Consider the following 22,613-nt stretch of genomic DNA (forward strand, 5'->3'; position numbering starts at 1 on the left):
CCGATGAGTTTTTCCCGACGCACGCTTCTCAAGGCCTCCGCCGCGACCGCGGTCCTGGGCGGCCTCGGTGCGCCCCATGTGGCCCACGCGCAGAGCGCCGAGTTCACCTACAAATATGCCAATAATCTGCCCGACACCCATCCGATGAACGTGCGCGCCAAGGAGATGGCGGCGGCGATCAAGAGCGAGACCGGCGGCAAGTTCGACCTCCAGATCTTCCCGAACAACCAGCTCGGGTCCGACACCGACATGCTGAGCCAGATCCGCTCCGGCGGCGTCGAGTTCTTCACGCTGTCGGGACTGATCCTGTCGACCCTTGTTCCGGCGGCTTCCATCAACGGCATCGGTTTCGCGTTCCCGGACTACGCCACGGTCTGGAAAGCCATGGACGGCGATCTCGGCGCCCATGTCCGCGGCGAGATCAAGAAGGCCGGCCTCGAGGTCATGGACAACATCTGGGACAACGGCTTCCGCCAGACCACGTCGTCGACCAAGCCGATCACCGGTCCTGACGACCTCAAGGGCTTCAAGATCCGCGTGCCGGTGTCGCCGCTGTGGACCTCGATGTTCAAGGCGTTCGATGCGGCGCCCGCCTCGATCAATTTCAGCGAGGTCTATTCGGCGCTCCAGACCAAGATCGTCGAGGGCCAGGAGAACCCGCTGGCGATCATCTCGACCGCAAAACTCTACGAGGTGCAGAAGTACTGCTCTCTGACCAACCACATGTGGGACGGCTTCTGGTTCCTGGCCAACCGCAGAGCTTGGGAAAAGCTGCCGCAGGACGTGCGCACCGTCGTCGCCAAGAACATCAATGCCGCGGCCGTGAAGGAGCGCGAGGATACAGCCAAGCTCAATGCCAACCTCCAGCAGGAACTCGCGACCAAGGGCCTGACCTTCAACCAGCCGGCCGTGGCGCCATTCCGCGAAAAGCTGCGGACTGCCGGCTTCTATGCCGAGTGGAAAGGCAAGTACGGCGATCAGGCCTGGGACCTCCTGGAGAAGGCCGTCGGCAAGCTGTCGTAACGCGTCGGGGCCGTCATGGCTCATATCGAGATTGAGGTGACCGAAGTAACGGGCGAGGTGGCTGTGCAGTCCCCTCGCCGACCTTCGTTGCTGGGCTCAATGGAACGCGTGCTCGGCCTCCTCGTCGAGGTCCCGGCGGCGATTCTCGTCGTCGCCGAAATCGTGATCCTGTTCGCCGGGGTGGTCGCGCGCTACGGCCTGCACCGGCCGCTGATCTGGTCCGACGAGCTCGCCTCGATCCTGTTCCTGTGGCTGGCCATGCTGGGCGCGGCGGTCGCATTCCGCCGCTCCGAGCACATGCGCATGACCGCGATCGTCGCGAGCGCCAAGCCTGCGATGCGGGCCTATCTCGATTTGGTCGCGACCTGCGCGGCGCTCGCGTTTCTGGCGCTGATCGTCTGGCCGTCCTGCGACTATGCCTATGAAGAGAGCTACATCACCACTCCGGCGCTCCAGATCTCGAATATGTGGCGCGCCGCTGCGCTACCGGTCGGGACCGGCCTGATGGCGGCCTTTGCCTTGCTGCGGCTGCTGCGCGCGGCCGACTACCGAATGGTCGCAGCCGCCGTGCTGTCGGTTGCGGTCGTGATCGGCCTGTTCTGGCTGGCCGAGCCGCTCCTGCGGCCGCTAGGCAATCTCAACCTCATCGTCTTCTTCGTCGGCGTTGCCGGCTTTTGCGTCTTTGCCGGGGTTCCCATTGCCTTCGGCTTTGGCCTGGCGATCTTCGGTTATCTCGCGCTGACCACGCGGACGCCCGTCATGGTCCTGGTCGGGCGGATGGACGAGGGCATGAGCCACCTCATCCTGCTCTCCGTGCCCTTGTTCGTATTCCTGGGGCTCCTGATCGAGATGACCGGCATGGCGCGGGCCATGGTGGCGTTCCTGGCAAGCCTGCTCGGCCATATCAGGGGCGGCCTGCACTACGTGCTTGTCGGCGCCATGTACCTGGTCTCCGGCATTTCCGGGGCGAAGGCCGCCGACATGGCCGCAGTTGCGCCCGTGCTGTTTCCCGAGATGAAAGAGCGGGGGGCCAAGCCTGGGGACCTCGTCGCGCTTCTTGCGGCGACGGGCGCCCAGACCGAGACCATTCCGCCCAGTCTCGTGCTGATCACGATCGGCTCGGTCACCGGCGTCTCCATCGCGGCGCTGTTCACTGGCGGCCTCTTGCCCGGCGTCGTGCTCGCGGTAACGCTCTGCATGTTGGTGTGGTGGCGCTACCGCCACGAGGACATGAGCCATGTCCGCCGTGCCACGGCATCCGAGATCGGCAGGACCTTCATCATCGCCCTGCCCGCACTCGCGCTGCCGTTCGTGATCCGCTACGCCGTCGTCGAGGGCATCGCGACCGCGACCGAGGTCTCCACCATCGGCATCGTCTATGGCGCCCTCGTCGGCCTCCTCGTCTACCGCCGCTTCGACTGGCGGCGGCTGTTTCCGATGCTGGTCGAAACCGCAGCACTGTCGGGCGCGATTCTCTTGATTATCGGCACGGCGACCGGCATGGCCTGGGGCCTGACCCAATCCGGATTCTCGCGCTCGCTGGCCGCCGCCATGACGGGATTGCCGGGCGGGGCCGCGACCTTCATTGCCGTGTCGATCCTGGCCTTCACCATCCTCGGCAGTGTACTGGAGGGTATTCCGGCCATCGTGCTGTTCGGGCCGCTGCTGTTTCCGATCGCCCGCGCCGTCGGCGTCCACGAGGTGCACTATGCCATGGTGATCATTCTCGCCATGGGTATCGGGCTATTCGCCCCGCCATTCGGCGTCGGCTATTATGCCGCCTGCGCCATCGGACGCGTCGATCCGGCTGAAGGCATCAGGCCGATCTGGGGCTATCTTTTGGCGCTGCTGGTGGGATTGATCATCGTCGCGATCTTCCCCTGGATCTCGATCGGATTTCTTTGACGCGATTTAAGGAGTGTGTCGATGAGTGAGCGGCAGAACCCGTACAATATCGGCCTCGAAAAGACTCCCGCCAACTACGTGCCGCTGAGCCCGCTGAGCTTCCTCGCGCGCAGCGCCACAGTCTATCCCGATCACGTCAGCACCGTTTATGAGGGCCGCAGCTTCACCTGGGCGCAGACCTATGAGCGCTGCCGCCGCTTTGCCTCTTATCTCGCGGGCAAGGGCATCGGCGTCGGCGACACCGTTGCGGCCATGCTGCCGAACATTCCGGCGATGAACGAAGCGCATTTCGCCGTGCCCATGACCGGCGCCGTGCTCAACGCTCTCAACATCCGTCTCGATGCGCCCTCGATCGCGTTCCAGCTCGAACATGGCGGCGCCAAGATCATCCTGGTCGATCCCGAGTTTTCGGGCGTCATCAGCGAGGCACTCGCGCGGATGGCAGGGCCCAAGCCGCTGGTGATCGACGTCGACGACGCCGCGTTCAAGGGCGGCATGCGCATCGGCGAGATCGAATATGAGGCGGCGGTCGCGCACGGCGATCCCGCATTCACCGCCGTCCTGCCGCAGGATGAGTGGGATGCCATCGCGCTGAGCTACACCTCGGGCACGACGGGCAATCCCAAGGGCGTCGTCACCCATCATCGCGGCGCGTACCTGAACGCCGTCAGCAACATCCTTGCCGGCAATCTCGGCCAGCATCCGGTCTATCTCTGGACGCTGCCGATGTTCCACTGCAACGGCTGGTGCTTCCCGTGGACAATTGCGGCCGCCACCGGCATCAATGTCTGCCTGCGCAAGGTCGAGCCGACCAGGATCTTCCAGCTGATCAAGCAGCACGGCGTCACCCACATGTGCGGCGCGCCGATCGTCTACAACACGCTGATCAACGCCCCCGATGCGCCCAAGGAAACGTCAACCGGCAATGCTGCCCGCCGCGTCGTCGGCCTGATCGCAGGCGCTGCGCCGCCGGTCGCGGTGCTGGAAGGCGCCGAAAGCATCGGCATCAAGCTGACGCATGTGTACGGCCTGACCGAGGTCTACGGCCCCGCCTCGGTCTGCGCCGAGCAGCCCGGCTGGGACGACCTTCCGCCTGCGGAACGCGCGCGCATGAAGCGCCGGCAGGGCGTGCCGTACCCGCTCCAGGAAAGAGTCACTGTGATCAATCCGCAGACCATGCAGGAAGTCCCGCGCGACGGCGAGACCATTGGCGAGGTCATGTTCCGCGGCAACATCGTGATGAAGGGCTATCTCAAGAACGAGAAAGCAACCAAGGAAGCCTTCGAGGGTGGCTGGTTTCACACCGGCGATCTCGGCGTGCTCGACGAGCACGGCTACGTCATCATCAAGGACCGCTCCAAGGACATCATCATTTCCGGCGGCGAGAACATCTCCTCCGTCGAGGTCGAGGACATCCTCTACAAGCATCCGGCCATACTGTTCGCAGCCGTGGTCGCCAAGCCTGATCCGAAATGGGGTGAAGTGCCCTGCGCCTTCGTCGAGCTGAAGGACGGCGCCAGCGCCAGCGAGGCCGACATCATCGCTTTCTGCCGTTCGCACATGAGCGGCTTCAAGACACCGAAGGCGGTCGTGTTCGGACCGATCCCGAAGACCTCGACCGGCAAGATCCAGAAATTCCTGCTGCGAAACGAAGTCGGCTCAGTGAAGGCGATCTCTGCCTGAACAGCGTCTGGAGAGCCTTCCGCCCGCCCGAACACGGCGAGCGGAAGCTCTCTCCGTCCTCACATCTTCTTGTAGGCGTCGACCACCGCCTGGCCGTCGGCGCCGGCCTTCTTGAGCCAGTCGGCCGTGAGCTGTTCACCGATCTTCTGGAAGCCGGCCTTGAGTGCCGGGCTCGGCGGCTCGACCGTCATGCCTTTCGCCTTGAGCTGGTCGATATACCAGGTGCTCTTGTCCTGCCAGGCCTTCCAGCCGCGGGTTTCCGCGGTCGCGGCGGCCTTGAGGATGGCCTCCTGGGTCGGCTTGTCGAGCGCCTCGAACGCGGCCTTGTTGACGAAGGTGTAGTCCTTCGGAATCCAGGCCTGCACGTCATAGAAATATTTGAGCGACTCCCAGGCCTTGGCGTCGTAGCCGGTGCCACCCGACGACATGAAGGAGTTCACCACGCCCGTCGCCAGTGCCTGCGGCAGTTCCGCCGCCTGGATCGTGACCGACTGGGCGCCGACCAGTTCGCCGATGCGCGCGGTCCCGACATTGTAGGCCCGCCACTTCAAGCCCTTCATGTCTTCGATCGAGGCCAGCGGCTTGTTGACATAGACGCCCTGCGGCGCCCACGGCACCACGAACAGCAGCTTGAGCCCCTGCGCATCGAGTTTCTTCACGATCGCAGGCTTGGAGGCTTGATACAGCTTCATCGCGTCCGGGAAGCTGGTGGCCAGGAACGGCACGACGTCGACGCCGAACAGCGGATCCTCGTTCTCGTGGATCGAGAGCAGCACCTCGCCCATCTGCGCCTGCCCGGTCACCACCGCGCGCTTGATGTCGGGTGCCTTGAACAGCGAGGCGCCCGGATGAACCGTGATCTGGAGCTTGCCGGAGGTGGCGGCTTCGACGTCCTTGGCGAAAGCGACCAGGTTTTCGGAGTGCGGATTGTCCGCAGGATACGCTGCCGGCAGATTCCATTTGGTCTGGGCCAACGCCGGTGTCGCAGCCATCACGGCTCCGGCGATCAAGGATGCGCGGACTAAACGAGACATCATTGGACTTCTCCTCACAGTAAACTTGAAAACCGGATGCGGTCAGTCTGGGAAGGCGAGCTTGGGCAGAAACATCACGATCTGCGGATACTCCGTGATGATGAACACGGAAGCGAGCAGCAGGACGAAGAACGGAAACGCTGCCCGCGCAACGGTGAACGTATCACGACCGCTCATGTTCTGGAGCACGAACAGATTGAATCCAACCGGCGGCGTGATCTGCGCCATTTCCACATGAATGATGAGATAGACGCCGAACCAGACCAGGTCGAACCCGGCCTGCCTGACCATCGGCAGCACGATAACGGCCGTCAGAACGATCATCGAGATGCCGTCGATCAGGCATCCCAGGATGATGTACATGATGCTCAGATACAGCGCGAGCATGCTCGGCGTGAGCTGCTGCCCCTGGACCCAGGTGGCGAGCGCGGCCGGAATGCCCGTATAGGCCATCGCAGCCGTGGTGTAGGCCGCACCTGCCAGGATCAGCATGATCATGCAGGTTAGGCGCGTCGCGCTCATGATGCTCTCGAGGAAATTCTTCCGCGTCAGCGTGCCGCTCCACCACGCCAGCAGCAGCGCGCCCGTAACGCCCCATGCAGCGCATTCCGTGGCGGTCGCGAAGCCCAACACGAGTGAGAGAAACACGGCCAGAATCAGAAGCAGGCAGGGTGCGAGCTTCGCCGACTCCCGCAGCTTCTGCCGGAACGGCATCGGCGGGTCGCGCGGCGGAACCTTCTTGGGATTGAGCAGCGACCAGATGATGATGTAGCCCGAATAGAGCACCATCACGAGCACGCCCGGCAAGAACCCGCCGAGAAACACCTGAAGCACGGAGACGTTCGCCGTGACCGCGTAGACCACCATCGGGATCGAGGGCGGAATCAGGAGGCCGAGCGTGCCCGCGCCTGCGAGCGATCCGAGACTCAGGCTCTTGTCGTAGCCGCGCTTGTCGAGCTCAGGCAGCGCGATTTTTCCGATCGTCGCGCAGGTCGCCGCCGAGGAGCCCGACACCGCCGCAAAGATGCCGCAGCCGATCACGTTGACATGGGTCAGGCGACCCGGCAGCCACTGAACCCAGGGCGACAGCCCCCGAAACATCTCTTCCGACAATTTGGTGCGGAAGAGGATCTCGCCCATCCAGATGAACAGGGGCAGGGCCGCCAGCGTCCATGAGGAGCTGGCGCTCCAGGTGGTGGTGGCGAGCACGGCGCCGAGCGGCAGGCTCGTTGTCAGCGCCATCGCCACGAAGCCGACAAGTCCAAGCGAGACCGCAATCCACACGCCGCTTCCCAGCAGCAGGATCATGACGCCGAGCAGGACGAACGACAGCTCGATCATGCCGAGATTGGCCATGGTCAACCTCCGCCGCCCTGCGAGATGCGCTCGATGAACTCGTCCGGCGTCTCATCCGGCGAGCCCCGCTCGTAGCTCGGCCGGTTGCCGCCGACGACGCTGACCATTTCATCGACGAGCGCGATCGACAGGATCGCAAGACCCCCGGCAAAGCCGAGCTGCGGAATCCAGAGCGGTAGCGCGACGACGCCCTGCGCCACATCGTTGAAGCGCCAGGAATCGTAGGTCATCTGCACGGCATAGCGGGTGAAATAGAGAATGAAGGCGGTGGCAATACCGAGCGCCGTGATCTCGGCGATCTGCTTGGTCCGCCCGTGCAGACGCTCCAGCAGCAGGCCGACGCGGATCATCTCTCCGCGCTTGAAGGTGTGTGCGAGACCGAGGAAAGCCATCGCGGCCATGCACCAGGACGCGAAATCGTCGCCGGCGGGAATGTTGATCGCAAACTGGCGCCCGACCGACATGACCATCATGATTGCGAAGATCGCGACCAGGAAGACGCCCGCGGCGTAGCCCGCGCCGAGATAAAGCAGGTCCAGAGCGCGTCGCACTGGTCCCCGAGCCGCTACATCGTCCCCTGCCAAGGCAATCCCCATCCTCGCACAAGGCGATCCAATCGACCTGTGCGGTCGTGCCTGAATTTCGCCCTGTCCAACGCCTGTCTTTCAGACGTTAGATCAACATGATGGGGCCGGCGCAAGCAAGGAGTATGCCGGCTGACGCCGGAATTTCTACCCCAGGTTCAGTGCGTCTCCAGCCGCAGCCCGTCATAGGCCGGCACCACGCCTGCCGGCAGCGACTGACGGATGACCTCGTAGTCGACGTCGGCGGTCATATTGGTGATGACCGCGCGCTTCGGCTTGAACCGCTCGATCCAGGACAGGGCGTCGTTGATGCTGAAATGGCTGACATGGCTGGTGTAGCGCAGGCCGTCGACGATCCAGAGGTCCAGATTTTCCAGTGCGCCCCAGCTCTCGCGCGGGATGTCGTTGAGGTCGGGCGTGTAGGCGGCATCCCCGATCCGATAGCCGAGCGCGGGAATGTTGCCGTGCTGCACCAGGAAGGCTGTCATCGTCACGGCGCCGCCCTTCCCCAGAACGGTTTGGCTTTCGCCCGCCTCGATCGAATGCCGAGTCAGGATCGGCGGGTAGTCGCTGCCCTCGGGCGAGATGAAGCAATAGGAGAACCGCGACAGGATGTCCTTGGCGGTCGACTGATTGAAGTAGGTCGGGATACGACGACGCATGTGCATGACGACCGAGCGTAGATCGTCCATGCCGTGGGTCTGGTCGGCGTGCTCGTGCGTCAGGAACACTGCGTCGATGTGGTCGACATTGGTCGAGAGCAGCTGCTCGCGTAGATCCGGCGAGGTGTCGATCACAATGCGTGTCGTGCCGTGCTCGGACGTCCGTTCGACCAGCAGCGAGCAGCGGCGACGGCGGTTCTTGGGATTGTTGGGATCGCAGGCGCCCCAGCCGAGCGCCGGGCGCGGCACGCCGGCGGAGGAGCCGCAACCCAGGATCGTCAGCGTCAGCGTCATGCGGCTCCAGTCCTAAGCTTTCACCTTGGAGAACAGGCGGAAGAAGTTTTCGGTGGTCTGGCGTGAGATTTCGTCAAGCGACACGCCGCGCGTCTGAGCGAGCACTTTTGCGACCTCGACCACATAGGCGGGCTCGTTGCGTTTGCCCCGGAACTTGCCCGGCGCAAGATAGGGCGAGTCCGTTTCAACCAGGATACGGTCGGAGGGCAATTCGGCGGCGAGTTCGCGCAAGGCTTCCGATTTCTTGAAGGTCAGGATTCCCGTGAAGCCGATATGGAGCCCGAGCGATACTGCCTTCAGGGCCAGCTCGCGCCCGCCCGTGTAACAATGCAGCACGGCGCGAAACGATCCCTTTGCCGCCTCGTCTTCCAGAATGCGTGCGCAGTCCTCGTCGGCTTCCCGGGTGTGGATCACCAGCGGCAGGCCGGTGGCGCGGGCGGCGGCGATGTGGGCGCGAAAGCCCCTCGCCTGCGCCTCCGGCGAGCCGTTGTCGTAGAAATAGTCGAGCCCGGCCTCGCCGAGCGCGACGACCTTGGGGTGCTGCGTCAGGACAACGAGCTCGTCCGGCGCGATGCCGTCCTCTTCGTCCGCGTTGTGCGGATGAGTGCCGACCGAGCAATAGACGTCGTCGTAACGTTCGGCGATGGCCAGAAGCTGATTCAGCTTTCGCACCCGTGTAGAGATAGTGATCATGCGGCCAATACCGGCCGCTCGCGCCCGCGATACGATCCCGTCGAGATCATCCGCAAAGTCCGGAAAATCCAGATGGCAGTGGCTGTCGACCAGCATCGCTCGGCGCCCCTAGGCCGCAGGCTCGATGTAGCGCGGGAACGCCGGCGTCGGCGCCGGCAACGTCGAGCCGGGCGCGATGCGCCTGGCGGCGCCGAGCATGGCGAAGTTGCGCTCGGTATCGGGGATGCCGAGGCTGTCGAGCAACTTCCCTGAGGCCGTCGGCATCGCGGGCTGAGCCAGGATCGCGATCTGGCGCACGACATCGGCGGTGACGTACAGCACCGTTTTCTGTCTGGCAGGATCGGTCTTGGCGAGCGCCCATGGCGCCTCCCCGGCGAAATAGCGGTTGGCTTCCGCGACCACGGCCCAGACCGTGTTGAGCCATTGATGGATCTGCTGCGTCGCCATGGCCTCGCGTGACGCTGCGACCATGCCATCGGCCATCGCCAAAATCGCCTTGTCGTTGTCGCTGAACTCGCCGGGCTCGGGCAGCACGCCGCCGAACTGCTTGGCGATCATCGACAGCGAACGTTGCGCGAGGTTGCCGAGATCGTTGGCGAGATCGGCGTTGATGCGCGCCACGATGGCCTCGTGATTGTAATTGCCGTCCTGGCCGAACGGCACTTCGCGCAGGAAGAAATAGCGCATCTGGTCGACGCCGTACTGGTCGGCGAGATTGAAGGGATCGACGACGTTGCCGACCGATTTCGACATCTTCTCGCCCCTGTTGAACAGGAAGCCGTGGGCATAGACCCGCTTCGGCAGCGAGATGCCCGCTGACAGAAGGAAGGCCGGCCAATACACGGCATGGAAACGGATGATGTCCTTGCCGATGATGTGCACGTCGGCCGGCCAGTAGCGCCAGTTCCTGTCGCTCTCATCGGGAAAGCCGACGCCGGTGATGTAGTTGGTCAGTGCATCGACCCAGACATACATCACGTGCTCTTCGTCGCCAGGCACCTTCACGCCCCAATCGAAAGTGGTACGCGAGATCGAGAGATCGCGCAGGCCGCCCTTGACGAAGCTGACCACTTCGTTCTTGCGGGAGTCCGGTCCGATGAAATCAGGGTGATCCGCGTAGAGCTTGAGCAGCTTGTCCTGATACGCCGACAGGCGGAAGAAATAGCTCTTCTCCTCGACCCATTCGACCGGCGTACCCTGTGGCCCCAAGCGCACGCCGTCGTCGTTCAGGCGCGTCTCGTCCTCGGCGTAATAGGCCTCGTCGCGGACCGAGTACCAGCCCGAATAGCTGTCAGCATAGATGTCGCCGTTCGCTTCCATGCGCCGCCAGATCTCCTGGCTGGAGCGGTGATGCTGCTCCTCGGTGGTGCGGATGAAGCGGTCGAACGACACGTTCAGACGCTCGTCCATCTCCTTGAAGCGGCCGGCATTGCGGGTCGCGAGCGCGGCGGCGGACATGCCTTCCCCGGCCGCGGTCTGAACCATTTTCTGACCGTGCTCGTCGGTGCCGGTCAGGAAGAACACGTCCTTGCCGTCGAGCCGCGCAAAGCGCGCCAGCGCGTCGGTCGCGATTGCCTCATAGGCGTGACCGATATGCGGGCTGCCATTGGGATAGGCGATCGCGGTCGTGATGTAGAAGACGTTGTCGCGCGCCGGGGCGGCAACGGGCGCGGCAGCCTTTGATGCAGCGACCGGCTTCGGCGCACGCGAGGTCTTGGGTTTCGACACCTTGGGTTTTGATACCTTGGGCGTCACGGCCTTCGGCGACATGACGACAGGAGCCGGCGCGGCGATCACGGCAGACGCAACCCCCTTCTTCGCGACCTTCTTCGCCGGAGTTTTGGCCGGCTTTTTGGCAGTTGCATTCGTCGAAGCCTTCCCGGCGACGACCCGCCCTTTCGCGGCCTTCTTTGTCGTCCTCGCAGCGCTCTTCGTCACGCCCTTCTTGGCCGCAGCCTTCTTGGTCCTCTTGACGGCTTTGGTCGCGCGCGCCTTCACGGCCTTCCCGGCGGCTTTCTTCACGGCCTTCTTGGCAGCCTTCTTGCTGCGCTTGCCTTTGACGGTCTTCTTAGCTCGCGTTGCCACCACGAATTCCTTTTACCGGCTTGTCCGAAATTTGGAAACGAACCTGCGTTAGGTTGTTGTTTTGCGCATGATCTTTTCGGAAAACCGCTCCGCACTTTTCCGGATCATGCTCTAGCGCGTTGCGTCCGCCAGCCAGCCGAACACCGAGAAGACCAAGGGCTTGCGCTCCAGATTGTAGGTTTCGGTGTCGCGCGCGGCGCGGACGATCTTTTCCCATACCTCAGCTAGGCGCGCAAGGCGCGGCAGGTTCTGGTTGGCATTGGCCTCATCCGCATGCAGGCGCTCCGCGATCCAGCGGTCAATGCCGTCGATGAAGGCGGCAAGCGCGACACGGTCGCTGGTGCCGAGCGAATCGCCGAGCGTGTGCAATTCGCGCGGATCGACCCGCGGCAGGCGCGCAAGCAGCGCCGCCGTGCGCTGCTGAAGTTTCAGGGCGTCGCCGCCGAGCAGCGTCAGCGCCCGTGCGACGCTTCCCTCGGAGGCCTCGGCCGCTTCGCGCAGCGCGGGATCGTTCGGCTCGAGCCCGGCCGCCGAAGCTGCGGCCGCGATAACGTCATCCGTGGCGAGCGGCCGCAGGCGCAGCTTGCGGCAGCGTGACTGGATCGTGGCGAGCACGCGCGCGGGCGCGTGGCTCACCAGAAGGAATAGCGACTGCTGAGGTGGCTCCTCGAGGATCTTCAGAAGCGCATTGGCCGCGTTTGGATTGAGCTCGTCGACGGTGTCGACGATGCAGACGCGCCATCCTTCGGCTGCCGCGGTCGAGCCAAAGAACGCTATTGTCTCGCGCGTCTCGTCTACGGTGATCACGGTGCGCATCACGCCACGATCATTGGCGGTTCGCTCCAGCGCCAGCAGGCCGCCGTGCGAGCCGGCTGCCACCTGCCGCGCGACGGCGTCGTCAGGATCGATCGCAAGATCTTCGGCGCGCTGCACGGCGGGTGCCAGCGGCTGAGAATGAGCGAGCACGAAGCGCGCCATGCGGTAGGCCAGCGTCGCCTTGCCGATTCCTTGCGGCCCGCCGATCAGCCAGGCATGAGGAATGCGCCCGCTGCGATAGGCCGCCAGCAGCGCGGCCTCGGCCTCTCGATGGCCGAACAGCCGCGACGTCTCACGCGGATGGGGAACGGCGGTTTCACGCTCGGCCTGACGTGGGCTCATGCCGAAATCACCGAAGCCGGTGTGGGAAGAAGACGATCGCGCAGCGCCGTCCAGACTCGGGCCGCGACCGTGTCAGGATCGGAATTGGCATCGATCAGCACACAGCGCGCGGGCTCGTCGGCGGCGATCTTGCGATAGGCTTCGCGGAGGCCCTCGTGGAAGCTGAGCTTCTCGGACTCGAACCTGTCAGGCGTACTGCTGCCGCGGCGCGCGGCGGCGCGTTGCAGGCCAATCTCGACGGGCAAATCGAGGATGATGGTGAGATCCGGCTTGAGATCGCCGATCGTGACCCTCTGCATCGCATTGATCAGTCCCTCGGGAACGCGGCCGAGGCTGCCCTGATAGGCCCGCGTCGAGTCGGCGAAGCGGTCGCACAGCACCCAGGTGCCCTGGTTGAGCGCAGGCAGGATCACGGTGCGGACATGGTCATCGCGCGCGGCGGCAAAAAGCAGCGTCTCCGCCTCGGGGCCGAGCAGCTTGCCCATGCCTGACAGCACAAGGTGACGCATGATCTCGGCGCCCGGCGAGCCGCCCGGCTCCCGCGTCACCCGGATGCGCAGCTTCGCCGCCTTGAGGCGGTCGGCGAGCTTCTTGATCTGGGTCGACTTGCCCGCGCCCTCGCCCCCTTCAAAGGTGATGAAGCGTCCGCGTCCGGACGGCCGCTGTGCCGCGCTCTCACTCATGATCAGAGCTTCTCGGCGCCTGCGCGGAACATGCCGATCACGAGCTCGCTGGCGCCGTCGATCGCGCGGCGCATGGTCGAGCCGGTGCTGATCGCTTCGGCCGCATAGACCGGCGTCTCGACCGCGATGTTGCCGCTGCGCCAGACTCTGACCACGCCAACCCGCTGGCCGGCCTCGATCGGCGCGCGCACCGGGCCGCTATAGACGAGGCGCGCAATCAGCTTGTCGCTGCCGTTCTTGTGCACCATCACCTTCACTGGCGTCTTCGCGACGAGCTTGACCGAGCGGCTCTCGCCGCCGAACACCTTGGCGTAACCGACGGGCTGCTCGGCCGCGAACAGGATGCGGGTCTCGAAATTGCGGAAGCCCCATTCCAGCATCTTCTTGGCTTCCGTGGCGCGATCCTCGGGGTCTTCGAGTCCATTGACGACGACGATCAGCCGCGTGCCGTTCTGCACGGCCGAGCCCACCATGCCGTAGCCGCCTTCCTTGGTGTAGCCGGTCTTGAGACCGTCAGCGCCTTCCATCGAATTGAGCAGCGGATTGCGGTTGAACTGGCGGATCTTGTTCCAGGTGAACTCCTTCTCGCCGAACAGTTTGTAGAAGTCGGGAAAGTCGAGAATGATATGCCGGGCGAGCGTGCCGAGCTCGCGGACCGTCATCTTGTTGCCGGGGTCGGGCAAGCCGTTGGAATTGGCGAAAGTCGATTTGGTGAGACCGAGTTCGCGCGCGCGCTTGGTCATGAAATCGGCCGCAAAGATCCGCTCATTGCCCGCCATGGCTTCGGCAAGCGCGATGCAGGCGTCGTTGCCGCTCTGGATGATCGCGCCGTGGAGGAGATCGTCGACCGAGACCTTGCTGTTGATGGCCGCGAACATGGTCGAGCCGCCCGAGGGCGCGCCGCCCCGGCGCCAGGCATTCTCGCTGATCCGGTACTCGTCCGTCAGCTTGATGTCGCCCTTCTTGATCGCATTGAAGACCACCTCCGCGGTCATCAGCTTCATCATGCTCGAGGGCGCGCGCAGTTCGTCGGCGTTCTTCTCGAACAGCACGCTGCCGCTGGAGGCTTCGATCAGGATCGCAGTCGGGGCATCGCCATCGAAGCCGGCCTCTTCTGCTTTCTTGGCGCCCTGGACGCTCTGGTTGGCGGCATAGAGCGTCCCGCCCCAGCCGATCCCCGCCACCAGAACCGCAGCGATCAGCCCGCGCGCCAGCGTTCCGGCGATGAGCCGGTTGCAACGAAGCGAAGGAAGACGAAATGCCATGGCGAAGCCCTGAGACAGGCGTTCTAACAGTTGGAACAGATGCGAACAACACGCGGTTGGACGCTTGCCCTGAGATTGCACGATTCTCCTCGCGCCCCTATCGTGGCATCTCATATTTCCCGACCAAACCCCTGAAACAAGGCGGAAAAGCGAATGTCCTCAAGCCGCACGATCAAGGCCAACGGGGTCGAGCTGTTCGTCCGCGAAGCCGGCCAGGGTCCGCTGGTGGTTCTATGCCATGGGTGGCCGGAACTGTCCTACTCCTGGCGCCACCAGATCCCCGCGCTCGCCGAAGCCGGGTTTCGCGTCGTCGCGCCCGATATGCGCGGCTACGGCAGAAGCGCAGCGCCGCCTGACGTTGCGGCCTACTCGATCTTCGATACGGTCGGTGACGTGGTCGGCCTCGTCCAGGCGCTCGGCGAGACCAAGGCGATGGTGGTCGGCCACGATTGGGGCGCGCCCGTCGCCTGGCACGCGGCGCTGTTCCGGCCCGACATCTTCACGGCCGTCGCGGGCCTGAGCGTGCCGCCGCCGTTCCGCGGCCGCGGCAAGCCGCTCGAGCTGTTGCGTCAGGGCGGTATCACCAATTTCTACTGGCAGTATTTCCAGACGCCCGGCGTCGCCGAGGCTGAACTCGAGCGAGACGTTGGCCGCACCATGCGCATCGTGCTCGGCGGACGCGGCCTCGCCGATCCCACCGCGGCCATGTTCGTGCAGGAGGGCAAGGGCTTTCTCGGCCATGCGGGCGCCGAGGAGGCGCTGCCCGCCTGGCTCAGCGAGGCCGATCTGGCCTATTTCACCGAAGCTTTCCGCAAGTCCGGCTTCCGCGGCGGACTGAACTGGTACCGCAACATCGACCGCAACTGGGAGCTGACCGCGCCCTGGCAGGACGCCCAGATCCACCAGCCTTCCCTCTTCATCGCAGGCTCAAAAGACGCTGTGATCACCGGCCTGATCGGGGCCAAGCGCGTCAACGAGCTCGAGCGAGTGCTGCCCAATCTCAAGGGCAAGCTGATCCTCGAGGGCGCCGGCCATTGGGTGCAGCAGGAGCGGCCCGACGAGGTGAACGCGGCGCTGGTGAAATTCCTGACGGCGAGCGCGGCTCAGTAGAGCCCGCGTCCGCTCAGGATGTTGCGAGCCTCGGCGGCGCCGTCCGATGAGGGCGCGCTCTCGGCGAGGTAGCGGCGGTCCTCATCATAGGACACGGCGCGGGCGTTCTGGAGCGCCCGGCCCCGGCTGCGGCTCGAGGCCGACATTTCCGAGGTCGCATTGAGCGATGCCATGTCGGCGGAGGTATTGCCGAGACTATAGGGGCGCCCTTCCGGCATCGGGATCTCACCGCGAACGGCGCCGCGGCCCGAGGACGGCAGCTCCGGCACAAACGGCTTTGCCGAGGCGACACGAACCATCGAGGGCGACGGCGCCGGAACGCCGGTGCGCAAGGTGGCCATCAGCTGGCGGTCGTCGGAGCCCTCAAGCGGCGCCCGGCCGACATATTCGACGCGGACCTTGGCGACACCATTGCCTTTGAATTCAAGGAGTTCGGCGGCCTTGTTCGAGACGTCGATGAGGCGGTTGCCGTGATAGGGCCCACGATCGTTGACACGGACGATCAGCGACTTGCCGTTCGAGACGTTGGTGACCCGCGCGTAGGACGGCATCGGCAGGGTCGGATGCGCCGCGGTGAGCGAGGTCATGTCGAACACTTCGCCATTGGCGGTCAGGCGGCCGTGGAAATCATCACCGTACCAGGACGCCATGCCCTCGGCGCGGTAATTGACGTCCTCCTCCGGCACGTAGGTCTTGCCCGCCACGACATAGGGCTTGCCGACGCGGTAGGTGCCGCCGCCCTTCGGGACCGGTTCGCCCCACGCCACCACCCGGGGGCTCGAGGACACGCCGTATTTCGGATCGACGCGGCTGGCGAACTTGTTGGAGGAGGCGCAATTGGCGAGCACAACGCAGGTCGCGACCGCCGCAACACCGCGCGCGGCCCGCAAAACCGAATCTGACCGTCGGATCCCCATGCGCCCCAAATACCACTTTGCCGGAGGCGTACCCTACCCGCTTTGGCTACGGGGAGCGCTGTCCGGTCGTTCTGATTCCGAGACGGCCCACCACCGCGTCGGAAGTGGTAAGGATAACGCAACCCGAACACGGCGGAAATGGGGAGCCCGCAGCGATCACGCCGGCATGGTAAACGAGAGGTTCGCTTCCTCCCGTTGATCTACGGAGCCTGGGCGCCCTGCTCTGTGCCACGGCAGGACAAGCTGTTGCGCCAAATCCTCACTCCACCCCCATTGTCGCGGCGCTCACCGAAATTCTTTTGACTGTGCAAGGCCGCGCGCGTTTTCTCGGCTCGCAGGGGCGGATTGGAATTTAACGATGATCGAGACGGTTTCGGCACTGATGGGCCTGGTAAGCGCGGGGATCTTCCTGGCCCATGCCTTCGAAGGTTACCGCACGAGGGCCTAAAGGCACTCGCGCGGGCGGCAAGCATCACCTCTTTCAAGGCATCGCGGTCGGACAATTTGATGGATCCGATCGCGCATCGAAAACGAGAGCGGCAGGTGTCCCATGCGCAACCATGACCTCGTATCCGATGGTTTCCTGGCATTGACTGCGGGCGGCTTGGTGCTGCTCTGTTCGAGCCTCGTGGCCTTGGCATTTGCCTGAGGCCCCTGCTCCCCATCTCCCAACATAGCTCCATCGCGGCGCAGCAAGCGCGACTGTCCTGCTCCCATTCAGTTGATTGAATTTCTGCGTTCGGCACCTCGACCAATTGCGAGAGGCCATCACCAACGAGGGTGACGCAGATGCTTGCCGAGAAATTCTTCCTGGTCCTGGGATCCCTGATCCGCGGCGACCTCACCTATCCGGATGGAAGTCCCCGGGTCGTCAGCACATCCCCGCACGTGTCGGTCAAGCTGTCGGCGCAGAAATAGCCGGCGCGTTCGGACAATTTTGATGAATCCGATCCAGCATCGGAGACGAGAGCAGCTGGTGTCCCATGCGCAACCATGACTTCGTATCCGATGGCTTCCTGGCATTGACCGCGAGCGGCTTGGTGCTGCTCTGCTCGAGCCTCGTGGCCCTGGCATTTGCCTGAGGCCCCTCTCAAGATAGCTCCATCGCGGCGCAGCAAGAGCCGGCGCGTTCGCAAGTCCGGACCCCGTGCCGCTCAGCGCAGACCCAACAGTGAACGGCGGTAGAAATTGCCACGGGCCTCGCTCAGGCAGACGAAGCTGCCGTCAAATCCCTCGCCATACCGCTTCTGACCTTTGCGGTAATAGAGGCCCTTCCTGAAGTCGAGCCAGACCACCCTGTCATGCGGGCAATGACGCTGCGCCTGCGCCTCGTAGCGATACGGCGTCAGCGGTGTCGCCCGGACTTCGTCGCCGCCTACACCGACCAGCATGGCGCCAGCGCATGCGATTGCGCCGGACCACTTGCCAAGGCCGCTCCGAGACACTCCCCACCTCCGGCTTGCGGCCGCGCGCGACGGCCGGTCGGCACCGTAGCATGAAACGGCGCTGCCCATGGAATGCGGCGAGCGCGTCGCGTCTTCCGCCGGCCATCTTGTCGCGGTACATGACGGCGAGATCGACCCGATGCGAGGATGCAGCCTGAATGTCGGTTGAGCCTGCCCCCGGAACTGGCCCCCGTCCGCCTTCGCCGCAGCTCGGCCTGCTGCCGATGATCATCTTCGGCTCGCGCTGGCTGCAACTGCCGCTCTATCTCGGGCTGATCGTGGCGCAATGCGTCTACATCGCGCTGTTCCTCAAGGAGCTCTGGCACCTCTTCGCCATGGCTATCATCGGCATCTCCTCGATCGCGCTGCTCCGCACCTTCATCGAGGCCGGCAATCTCGGGTCCGACCGCGCCGGCTTCACCGAAACCGCAGTGATGTGGCAGGTGCTGATCCACCTCACCTTCGTCGTGTCGGCGATCGGCATTGCCTATGTCGACAAGCTCAGCGAGTCCGGGATGCGCAAGCACGCCGAATGAAGCGCTGCGGCCGGTCTCATTGCTTGTCCGCTTCGAGCTGCGCCAGCGCCTGGTGCAGACACTCCTGAAGCTTCTGCGCGACCTGCTCGCGCGGGACGCCTTTGTCTGCGAGATCGCCTGCCACCTTGCCGACGACATCGTCCATCGTCCGGCTCGCCAGGTGGTCCGTCACCAGTGCGGTCGCGTAGCTTGCCCCGGCATCGCCGCTGAGCCCGAGCTGGCTTGCGGCCCAGAGCCCGAGCAGCTTGTTCGACCGGGCGGTGGCCTTGAACATGAATTCCTCGTCATGGGCGAATTTGGCTTCAAAGCCCTGCTCGCGCTTGTCGAACGTGGTCATGGTCAGCTCCATTCTCGTTTCACTGATGAGGATCGGACTTGCTGGGAGCGAACGTCTCCGTGCTTCACGTCAGTTGAGGATGGTTTGAAGCTTCCTCCCGGAAGCCGAAGGCCGTCAAGCCTGACCGTTCGCCGGCCGGCGACATATGGCATTCGTCATGCAGGCCCGGCGCCGCGTGACGCCGGGCATCGAGAGCTGACGCATGAACGGAGAGTTGCGGGAGAACGGGGCCGCCTGAGTGGCCGCCCTCTCTGCGAGACTGGCCTTGAATGTAAACGGGATCGACAAGTGGCAACCGGCCACGGCCGGGAGAAGCGATTTTAGCGATTGGGCAGCGAGCGCGTTCGCTCAGCCCTTCGGCGCCGCCGCTTCACGCGCCAGCCGCTCGGCCCTTAGCCGTTCCTTGTTGGCGTAAAACGCCTTCTGCGCTGCTTCATGATCGCGCATGGCCTTCTCGGCCTCGATCCGGCGCGCCGCATCGCGCGCCTGGCGTTGTTCGGGGGTCAGGGGTTTGCGTCGGAAGGAAAGGTCTTCAGTCATGCCAAGTCAACGCTGCTTCGAGGAAAGAGTTCCGCATGGTCGCGTTGAGGGGCATGGACCCGGCGACGAGGAGTTGCGAAAACAACCCATGCACAGTAGCTAAGCCCCTCTGCCACAACACTTTTCTCGAGGCGCAAGAGCAGGTCACCCGTCCGGGCAAGACATCGGCATTCGGCGAGCTTCGGAAGCTCGTCTGATCGGGCGCCTCCGTCTCAAAGCGTTACGGCGAGAGGTGAGTGAGGTGATCCCGCCGGGCAAGTATCAGATCTCGATGTCCGCAATCACGGGCAAATGGTCCGAATACGCCCTTGCCTCTTCGTCGGTCCAGACTTTCCCGAACCGGCTATCGCGCGTTGCATAGATCCGGTCGAGCCGCAGCAAGGGTAAACGCGCCGGGAAGGTTCGAAGCCGCGTTCGGTTTGGGCAGACCTGCGCGAGCACGCGCCGCACCGATTTCACCCAGAACCAATCGTTGAAGTCGCCGAGAACGACGGTCCTTCCAGGCTTCACCAGGCTCACAAGGGCCTGAGCCTGCGCATACCGCTCGTGGATACTCAGGCCGAGATGAGTGGCGACCACGCGGACGTCGCCGGAGGGCGTCAGCAATCCGGTGGCAATCGCTCTGCGCGGCTCCCGCTCCCGGTACGACACGTCGACGATCTCGGGCACGCCGGAGAACGGAAATCTGCTCAGGAGCATCTGACCGAAATCACCGTCCTCCGTGACGATCGATTTGGCGTGAACGCGGTGATCGCCGACGAGACTCGCCAGCTTCGCAAACGGGTCGTCTGACCGCGACCGGGAATCCACCTCTTGAAGCGCGACGACATCCGGCGACCATTTGCGAATGATGGAGCAAACACCTTCCAGATCGAATTTCGGATTGAGATTGAACGTGCCGTGCACATTCCACGTCATGAAGCGCATCGGCGCCATCAGCGCCTCCCGGCGAGCCACGTCGCAAGGAATTGCGCGCCCGCGCAGAACCCGAGCCAGCCCAGAAACGCCAGTGCGAGCAGTAACACGTTGCTCCAGGACGCATTCCTGGCCAGATCCGCGATCTGAGCTCCCAGAACGGCCATGGCGAGAATCCCGGGTGTAATGCCCAGCACCGTTCCAACCATGAAGTCACGAAGCGGCAGCGTGCTCGCACCAGCCACGACATTCACCACCGAGTACGGTGCGACGGGAATCATCCTGATGACGACGACGGCCAGAATGCCCTTGCCTACAATGCGTTCCTGGATGCGCGCTGCGCGTCGTCCAAGCAGACGCTGGAGGCGTTCTCGACCGAGTACCCGTCCGATCGAAAAAAGGACAAGGGCGCTGAGCAAGGCGCCAGCCATTGCAGTGAAGAAACCCAGCCATGGCCCGAGTGCAGCAGCAGTTGCCGCAATGAGGACGAGAATCGGAAACACGACCAGCCCGCCGACGACAAAAGCTGCGATCGCGAAGAATGGCCCCCAGATGGATTGCGAATAGACAGACAGGAACGTCGAAATGCGGCCTGCGTCGGCGAAATCGCTCAAGGATGTGTAGGACCAGACCAGCGCCAGCCCAAGAAGCGCCACGGCGATCGATACGATCCCGATTATCGTCTTCGTGCTCCACATCCGAGATGCCGCCCGCTCCAAATGAAGAGGCCTCTCAGGGTCCGCCACCGGCTGAACCATCGTGGCCAGGGTACTGGTCAAACCCGAGGACTCTACTTTCCGCAGCGTCTTCGTCCCATCACCTCTCGACACGTCGTCGAGGAGAGCAAAAAGACGATCCTCATTTTGCGCGAGGGTCTGTTCTTCGAGACCGCAGAAATGGGCGATCAAGCGTTGGCGAACCGAGGCGATGAAATCCCGATGCTCCTCGGACGCGGCCTCAAAAACGAGGTCACATTCACTATCGGCGCCCATCGACCGATTGTTAAGGTTAGCCGAGCCGATTCTCAATATCCGATCGTCGACGATCATGAGCTTGCTGTGCACCATCACGGCAGCTTCCATGTCTCCGCTGCGCGAGACCGGATAGAGGAAGCGAATACGATCTGCGACCCCAGCCGCACTGAAGCAGTCGATGAAGGCGCCGCGGCCGTTCTGCATGGCCTGGGATTCCAGCCACGAGGAATGCAGTTTTGGAGCGACGACCAGAACCCGAAGCGACGGCACCCGGAGCATCTGCTCCACCAATTCACGCGCGATCTTGATGGCGCTGGTGAACTGATTTTCGATGTAGATGAAGCTCGTCGCGGACCGGATCGCGGCAATCAAGGAATGCTCGACCTCCCTGATGGTCGAGCCCGCAGGACAGACCACCTCGGTCCTGGCGATACCGACCGGCAAGTGCTCAGCCTCGACCGGCACATTGGCTGGCCACCGAACGCTCTTCGGCGTGCGCCGATCATGACGCTGTTGGCCTGCCGCACGCCAGCGCTCGTCCGCAAGCTCGAACAGCCATGCCGCAGCATCCCCGTCGACCATGCACTGAACGTCATGAAACGGCGGGTATGGCTTCCCCTGGGGGTCGCAGCGCGATGGGTGATCGGCGCGATGATCACTCGTGTCCCAGCGCCTGATCGTCAGATCGAGCCCGCCGACGAACGCCAGTGAACCGTCGACGCAGACGATCTTCTGGTGTTGGGCCGAGCCAAACGGAAGCGTGGAATCCAGTTGAAACCGGACGCGGCCGTCTGTCTCAGCGGTGAACTTCGTCGCGGAATTCCACTCCCTTTCAGAGGCATAAAGCGAGACGAAGTCCCAGACGAGAATGTTGATCCGCAAGGCGGGCCGGCGTTGAACCAGCGCGCGCAGGAGCGGACCAAGCTGCTCCGGCAGGCCATCATCGGCGCGTCCGGACGTTCCGACCAGCCGGGTTTCACTATGGATGTCCCATCCAATGATGTAGACGAGGTCTTGCGCCTGCAGCAGCGCTTCCCGAAGGGCTGCGAAATAAGCCGCAGCATCGTTCAGAACCGCCACACGCCGCGCTTCGCACCGCCGCCAGACGGTGTCGCCGGGAATCAGGGGCGATGAACTCTGAAGCAGGTGGACCTCGCAATTCGCATTCGCGTCTAAACGCGTTGGATGCTCAAGGGGTTCCCGCGAGCCCCGCCCGGACCGCAGATGCCGCTATTTGGGTGCGAACAGTCTTTGCGCCGGCGCTCCTCAACGCATCTGCAATCTTCTCAGGCGCATCGCCGTGGAAATCCACGGAAACTTCGATCAGACCTTCCAGCCTCTGCCGTCCCCCCGGCGCGGGCGCAGCCTTGGCATCGGCACCAGCCGGATGTGTCCCCACCGTGTTCGCATCGCC

The 22,613-nt window shown here is 63.9% G+C and carries 21 protein-coding genes; 6 read left to right on the plus strand and 15 right to left on the minus strand.

The features are described 5' to 3' along the window. Nucleotides 1–3: 3 nt before the first annotated feature. The 3 genes from ABIG06_RS31240 to ABIG06_RS31250 are packed head-to-tail and all read left to right on the plus strand — an operon-like array spanning nucleotide 4 to nucleotide 4,611. Nucleotides 4–1,023 carry a TRAP transporter substrate-binding protein gene (locus tag ABIG06_RS31240; RefSeq protein WP_370139816.1) on the plus strand — a complete coding sequence of 340 codons (1,020 nt, stop codon included), beginning with the start codon at nucleotides 4–6 and terminating at the stop codon, nucleotides 1,021–1,023. A 15-nt stretch (nucleotides 1,024–1,038) separates the two neighbouring features. Continuing rightward, the gene (locus ABIG06_RS31245; RefSeq protein ID WP_124160983.1) at nucleotides 1,039–2,928 is read left to right on the plus strand and encodes a TRAP transporter large permease subunit; all 1,890 of its coding nucleotides are present in this window, start codon (nucleotides 1,039–1,041) and stop codon (nucleotides 2,926–2,928) included. A gap of 21 nt (nucleotides 2,929–2,949) precedes the next feature. Next, nucleotides 2,950–4,611 carry an acyl-CoA synthetase gene (locus ABIG06_RS31250; RefSeq protein ID WP_370139817.1) on the plus strand — a complete coding sequence of 554 codons (1,662 nt, stop codon included), beginning with the start codon at nucleotides 2,950–2,952 and terminating at the stop codon, nucleotides 4,609–4,611. A 59-nt stretch (nucleotides 4,612–4,670) separates the two neighbouring features. On the opposite strand, the gene ABIG06_RS31255 is transcribed toward ABIG06_RS31250, so the two are convergent. From ABIG06_RS31255 to ABIG06_RS31295, 9 genes are all read right to left on the minus strand, one after another. Further along, on the minus strand, nucleotides 4,671–5,648 hold the full coding sequence (locus ABIG06_RS31255; RefSeq protein WP_124160985.1) for a TRAP transporter substrate-binding protein: 978 nt from the start codon (nucleotides 5,646–5,648) through the stop codon (nucleotides 4,671–4,673). Between the two features lie 39 nt (nucleotides 5,649–5,687). Beyond that, nucleotides 5,688–7,001 (minus strand): TRAP transporter large permease, encoded by a 1,314-nt coding sequence (locus ABIG06_RS31260; RefSeq protein WP_370139818.1) that lies wholly within the window; start codon nucleotides 6,999–7,001, stop codon nucleotides 5,688–5,690. Nucleotides 7,002–7,003: 2 nt separating this feature from the next. Next, a complete protein-coding gene (locus ABIG06_RS31265; RefSeq protein WP_370139819.1) occupies nucleotides 7,004–7,597 on the minus strand; it encodes a TRAP transporter small permease in 594 nt (197 codons plus the stop codon). A gap of 146 nt (nucleotides 7,598–7,743) precedes the next feature. Further along, the gene (locus ABIG06_RS31270) at nucleotides 7,744–8,541 is read right to left on the minus strand and encodes an MBL fold metallo-hydrolase (RefSeq protein ID WP_124160988.1); all 798 of its coding nucleotides are present in this window, start codon (nucleotides 8,539–8,541) and stop codon (nucleotides 7,744–7,746) included. 12 nt (nucleotides 8,542–8,553) lie between these two features. Continuing rightward, complete coding sequence (locus ABIG06_RS31275) at nucleotides 8,554–9,330, minus strand: TatD family hydrolase (RefSeq protein WP_124160989.1); 777 nt, start codon at nucleotides 9,328–9,330, stop codon at nucleotides 8,554–8,556. 12 nt (nucleotides 9,331–9,342) lie between these two features. Beyond that, nucleotides 9,343–11,319, minus strand: a complete 1,977-nt coding sequence (metG, locus tag ABIG06_RS31280; RefSeq protein WP_370139820.1) for a methionine--tRNA ligase — start codon at nucleotides 11,317–11,319, stop codon at nucleotides 9,343–9,345. Nucleotides 11,320–11,430: 111 nt separating this feature from the next. Continuing rightward, entirely contained in the window at nucleotides 11,431–12,477 is a 1,047-nt protein-coding gene (locus ABIG06_RS31285; RefSeq protein WP_370139821.1) for a DNA polymerase III subunit delta', read from the minus strand. Continuing rightward, complete coding sequence (gene tmk / locus ABIG06_RS31290; protein WP_424578474.1) at nucleotides 12,474–13,160, minus strand: dTMP kinase; 687 nt, start codon at nucleotides 13,158–13,160, stop codon at nucleotides 12,474–12,476. The genes ABIG06_RS31285 and tmk overlap by 4 nt, the downstream gene beginning before the upstream one ends. Nucleotides 13,161–13,162: 2 nt before the next feature. Then, nucleotides 13,163–14,425: a D-alanyl-D-alanine carboxypeptidase family protein gene (locus ABIG06_RS31295; RefSeq protein WP_370139822.1), complete on the minus strand. Its 1,263-nt coding sequence runs from the start codon at nucleotides 14,423–14,425 to the stop codon at nucleotides 13,163–13,165. A gap of 153 nt (nucleotides 14,426–14,578) precedes the next feature. Here ABIG06_RS31295 and ABIG06_RS31300 point away from each other — a divergent pair, with 153 nt between their 5' ends. Then, the gene (locus tag ABIG06_RS31300) at nucleotides 14,579–15,535 is read left to right on the plus strand and encodes an alpha/beta fold hydrolase (protein WP_370139823.1); all 957 of its coding nucleotides are present in this window, start codon (nucleotides 14,579–14,581) and stop codon (nucleotides 15,533–15,535) included. Here the strand turns inward: ABIG06_RS31300 and ABIG06_RS31305 are convergent. Beyond that, nucleotides 15,529–16,452: a septal ring lytic transglycosylase RlpA family protein gene (locus ABIG06_RS31305; RefSeq protein WP_124160995.1), complete on the minus strand. Its 924-nt coding sequence runs from the start codon at nucleotides 16,450–16,452 to the stop codon at nucleotides 15,529–15,531. The genes ABIG06_RS31300 and ABIG06_RS31305 overlap by 7 nt on opposite strands. A gap of 789 nt (nucleotides 16,453–17,241) precedes the next feature. Here ABIG06_RS31305 and ABIG06_RS31310 point away from each other — a divergent pair. Next, complete coding sequence (locus ABIG06_RS31310) at nucleotides 17,242–17,370, plus strand: hypothetical protein (protein ID WP_283811840.1); 129 nt, start codon at nucleotides 17,242–17,244, stop codon at nucleotides 17,368–17,370. 236 nt (nucleotides 17,371–17,606) lie between these two features. Here the strand turns inward: ABIG06_RS31310 and ABIG06_RS31315 are convergent, their stop codons facing one another. After that, complete coding sequence (locus ABIG06_RS31315) at nucleotides 17,607–17,843, minus strand: hypothetical protein (protein ID WP_370139824.1); 237 nt, start codon at nucleotides 17,841–17,843, stop codon at nucleotides 17,607–17,609. A 212-nt stretch (nucleotides 17,844–18,055) separates the two neighbouring features. Between ABIG06_RS31315 and ABIG06_RS31320 the strand changes: the two genes are divergently transcribed. After that, nucleotides 18,056–18,433, plus strand: a complete 378-nt coding sequence (locus ABIG06_RS31320; protein WP_370139825.1) for a YqhA family protein — start codon at nucleotides 18,056–18,058, stop codon at nucleotides 18,431–18,433. A gap of 16 nt (nucleotides 18,434–18,449) precedes the next feature. Here ABIG06_RS31320 and ABIG06_RS31325 read toward each other — a convergent pair whose 3' ends face one another. The 4 genes from ABIG06_RS31325 to ABIG06_RS31340 all read right to left on the minus strand — a co-directional run bounded on the left by ABIG06_RS31325 (nucleotide 18,450) and on the right by ABIG06_RS31340 (nucleotide 22,279). Continuing rightward, the gene (locus ABIG06_RS31325) at nucleotides 18,450–18,770 is read right to left on the minus strand and encodes a DUF1476 domain-containing protein (protein WP_199751581.1); all 321 of its coding nucleotides are present in this window, start codon (nucleotides 18,768–18,770) and stop codon (nucleotides 18,450–18,452) included. 348 nt (nucleotides 18,771–19,118) lie between these two features. Then, nucleotides 19,119–19,310, minus strand: a complete 192-nt coding sequence (locus tag ABIG06_RS31330; RefSeq protein ID WP_061881641.1) for a hypothetical protein — start codon at nucleotides 19,308–19,310, stop codon at nucleotides 19,119–19,121. A gap of 261 nt (nucleotides 19,311–19,571) precedes the next feature. Further along, nucleotides 19,572–20,246, minus strand: a complete 675-nt coding sequence (locus ABIG06_RS31335) for an endonuclease/exonuclease/phosphatase family protein (protein ID WP_370139826.1) — start codon at nucleotides 20,244–20,246, stop codon at nucleotides 19,572–19,574. Beyond that, nucleotides 20,246–22,279: a VTT domain-containing protein gene (locus ABIG06_RS31340; RefSeq protein WP_124161000.1), complete on the minus strand. Its 2,034-nt coding sequence runs from the start codon at nucleotides 22,277–22,279 to the stop codon at nucleotides 20,246–20,248. The genes ABIG06_RS31335 and ABIG06_RS31340 overlap by 1 nt, the downstream gene beginning before the upstream one ends. Between the last annotated feature and the right edge of the window lie 334 nt (nucleotides 22,280–22,613).

This window comes from Bradyrhizobium sp. USDA 326, assembly GCF_049739485.1.
Classification (GTDB): domain Bacteria; phylum Pseudomonadota; class Alphaproteobacteria; order Rhizobiales; family Xanthobacteraceae; genus Bradyrhizobium.